This window comes from Anaerolineae bacterium, assembly GCA_016931895.1.
In the GTDB taxonomy this organism is placed as follows: Bacteria; Chloroflexota; Anaerolineae; order 4572-78; family J111; genus JAFGNV01.
The window spans coordinates 1-2,871 of the sequence record JAFGDY010000073.1; the positions used below are offsets into that span (position 1 = coordinate 1).

Here is a 2,871-nt window from a genome sequence, read left to right on the forward strand (position 1 = left end):
AGCATTTGAATACCGATTAGCTTGACCTTTATTATCCCATATTTTCTTGTTAATGTTAAATCTTATGTCACTGCAAAAGTCGAGTAGGTAGTCGGGCAGTAAATCAATAGCTTCGGCCGGGGTATTTTGGCCGACAATTTTCTGCATCAAACGCAGATTATCGCCCAGCAGGGTGAGATAGGGCGTGATGTACCGTTCAAAGGTGTGGGCTAAGGCTTGCTGGCGCTGCTGCTGAGACTCAAGCAGCAAAGTGGTCAACCGGCGCAGTTGCTCGCTTTGCTGGCGGGTCAGGTCGAACAGGCGCTCTTTTTCTTGCTGGTGGCGAATGCGGCGCTCGATTTCGGCCTGGAGATCCTGGTTGGCCGCAGTCAGTTGGGCGGTGCGCGCCCGCACGCGCTGTTCCAGCAACTCTTTGTCTATTTCTAACTGCCGCTGCAAACAACTCAGGGTGAGGTGGGTGTTCACCCGGGCCAGCACTTCGGGGATGTGGAGGGGTTTGGTCAGGTAGTCTACGCCGCCGGCTTCAAATCCGCGCACTTTATCCTCCGGCTGGTCCAGCACGGTCATAAAGATGATGGGAATCTCGGCGGTGGCGGGGTTAGCCTTAAGCCGGCGGCATACTTCCAGGCCGTCTATTCCCGGCATCATAATATCCAGCAAAATCAAGTCGGGCGGTTCGGTTTGGGCGGCCTGGAGGGCCAGGCCGCTGTCGGCCACGGGCCGGACTTTATAGTTTTGCTCTAACAACGTTTTGCGTAACAATTGCAGGTTGGCCGGGGTATCGTCAATCACTAAAATATTGGCCTGGGGCACATCGGGATAATTGTTCATTTTGACGGCCTTCTTGGCGTTTTTACACCAGCGTATCGGCAAAGAGACCAATTTACTCGGTCTTTTTGGCTGCTTCAATTAAAGCAGAAATTCTGTTAAATTCAAAATTGTCCGCCAGCTTGGTTAATCTGTGGGCCAGGGCCGGCCGGCTGCCGCGTATTTGGGCAAGCAGGTGGTCAATGCGCTCCATATCCACCACGATGATGGCTTTTTCAAGCGCGGCCAGCCAGTCGGGGGGCAGGGTTTTTAAGGCCGCCACAAGTTCTGCTTTAGACCTGGGCGTGGCCTCAACCGGCGGCTCTGCGTAGATAAACGTTAGGCCCAAATGCCGTTCCAGCGTTTCAAAAATATCGGCTTCGCGCAGCGGCTTGCGGATAAAACCGTCGCAGCCGGCGGCTAACACCCTGGCCCGGTCTTCTTTAAATGCGCCGGCGGTCAGGGCTACCACCACCGTCTTCTGGCCCTGCGGCGTGGCTTTGATACGCCGGGTTGTTTCCCAACCGTCCAGCACCGGCATGCGTATGTCCAGCCAGATCAGGTGGGGCTGCCACGCCTGCCAAATTTCCAGGGCTTGTTGTCCATTTTCTGCCTCTTGCAGCTCAAACCCAAACGGGGCCAACAGTTTGACCAGGAATTGGCGGTTGTCCCACCGGTCATCCACAATCAACAACCGGTAAACCGGCTGGCCGGGGGCCACGCCCACCACCCGCCGCAATAGCCGCTCTGCCCGGGCCAGCACTTCCGCCCCGGCCGCCACGCCAACCGGTAGGGTAAAGGTAAAAGTGGCGCCCTGCCCCACCTGGCTCTCAACCCATATTTCGCCGCCCAGCAATTGCACAAAACGCCGGCTGATGGCCAGGCCCAGGCCCGTGCCTTCGCGGGCTTGCAAGCCGGCTTGAGTTTGGCTGAAGGCTTCAAACAGGTAATCCAGTTCGGCGGGGGCGATGCCGGGGCCGGTGTCTTGAATTTGGAAGGAGATAGGAATTAGGGATTGGGAATCAGGGATCAGGGGTTGGGCATTGGGGATTAGGGGGGAGGTTTTGGATTTTTGGGTTGGTTTTTGGATCGGCTGGTTATCGGGCCGTTGAGCATCCGGCCAATCTTCTGTATCTGGTTTATGAGCGGATTCAGGGTGTTGACCGGCAGGTAGTTCAGTTTGGCCGAAATCAGTAGTTCCGTTTCCAATTCCATCGCCTTCTGCCAAACTTTCAGCTCCTTGTACGAGTCCAACTTCGCCAGCCTCCTTTTTAGTTTTTTTAATTTTTCCCCCAATTCCTGATCCCTGATTCCTGATCCCTACTCTTAGAATCACTTCCCCCCTTTGAGTAAACTTAACCGCATTGTTCAGCAGGTTAATCAACACCTGGCGCAGTTTGACTTCGTCGGTGCGGATATATTGGGGCACGTCGGCGGCGCGGTCAAACATCAGGCGCAAACTTTTGTCGGCGGCGCGCAGTTGGAACAAACCTTCCAGGTCGTCCAGCAGACGGTACAGATCAAACTCCTTTTCTTCCAGGCTCATCTTTCCGGCTTCAATTTTAGAGAGGTCAAGCACCTGGTTGATGAGGGTGAGCAGGTGTTCCCCGCTGGTGGTGATAATGTGCAGATTGTCGCGGTGTTCCGGCGGCAGGGAGGGGTTGTGGACCGTTAGTTGGGCAAAGCCCAAAATGGCGTTAAGGGGGGTGCGCAGTTCGTGGCTCATGTTGGCCAAAAACGCGCTTTTGGCCCGGTTAGCGGCTTCGGCGGCATCCCTGGCCTGGATCAACTCGGCCTCCATCTGTTTGCGCCGGGTAATGTCTTCCACCACCGCCAGAACGCGATAGACTTTACCCTGGTCATTTTCAATGGGAAACGTGCGGCCCCAAACCCAGCGCAGGCTGCCGTCGGGCCGGATAATCCGATACTCTTCGTTAAAGAAAATGCCCTGGTATTGTTTTTGAATGGCCTGGAATATTCGTTCTTTGTCTTCGGGATGGATGGCCTGGGCAAATGAAGTGGGGTCGGCATAAAGGCTTGCGCACGTGCGGCCCCATATTTCCT

2 protein-coding genes are annotated in these 2,871 nt (G+C 55.4%); both read right to left on the minus strand.

The window, feature by feature from the left end:
* The coding region (locus tag JW953_05920; GenBank protein MBN1992220.1) for a response regulator at positions 1-831 on the minus strand (831 nt) is incomplete at its 3' end.
* 52 nt (positions 832-883) lie between these two features.
* On the minus strand, positions 884-2,871 hold a 1,988-nt coding region (locus JW953_05925; protein ID MBN1992221.1), incomplete at its 5' end, for a response regulator.